Origin of the sequence: Clostridium sp. DSM 17811, from assembly GCF_018861905.1 — a bacterium.
Classification (GTDB): Bacteria; Bacillota; Clostridia; order Clostridiales; family Clostridiaceae; genus Clostridium_AD; species Clostridium_AD frigoriphilum.
Genome location: NZ_JAHLDU010000088.1, coordinates 1 through 793, shown reverse-complemented (window position 1 = coordinate 793; position 793 = coordinate 1). Strand labels below are relative to the sequence as shown.

Annotated in this window: 1 rRNA gene; it reads right to left on the bottom strand. The window is 29.1% G+C overall.

From position 1 onward, the window contains the following. Positions 1-686 precede the first annotated feature (686 nt). Positions 687-793, bottom strand: a 5S ribosomal RNA gene (gene rrf / locus KPL44_RS25075); the annotation flags it as partial.

The following is a 793-nucleotide window of genomic DNA, read 5'->3' as shown; positions in this document are numbered from 1 at the left end:
ATTTCTTTACCTATTTCTCTGTTTAATTTTCAAAGACCAATTTGCTTTGTCATCATGTGACGACTTCTACTATAATACTAGGTTTTTCTTGTTTTGTCAACTACTTCTTTAAAATAAATTTCATCTGAAAGTTATTAAATTGTAATTGTTAGTTATTTTAATGTGTCACTCGTATGTGACGACAAAGAGTATTCTATCATATAAAAAACATTACAATTTCACCATAACTACAGTCTAAGTAGATTAACTCCATATTTCTACATATATATCTACATAATTCAATATTTAGCGTTATGATACACATGGACAAGTATATACAATATTACAATATCGTAGTATTAATAATAGCAATATATTTCCTTAATTTATACTCTGATAGGTTCCAAAAGGTTCAAAATACTTCAAATACGATGATAATTATCATATTTCTGTTTTGTTTTATTCCATGATTTTCTCAACTTTTAATCGACATCCTTACTAATTTGGACTAATACATAAGCGACGGTAAACAAATGATACAATAGGTAATATAATTGCTTAAGCCTTTCATTTTTAATATATCAATTAACCTTTATTGCTTATTTAATATATCCATCAAATTAATATTAACGGCGTTAAGGTAGTTTAAATACCTAGTTATATTAACGCAAAAAAAACTACTAAGTTATACTTAGTAGTTTTTTGTAACCTGGCGACAACCTACTCTTCCACAAGGTCACCCCTGCAGTACCATCGGCGCATTGAAGCTTAACCTTCGTGTTCGGTATGGGAACGGGTGTTACCTTCAGGCCAT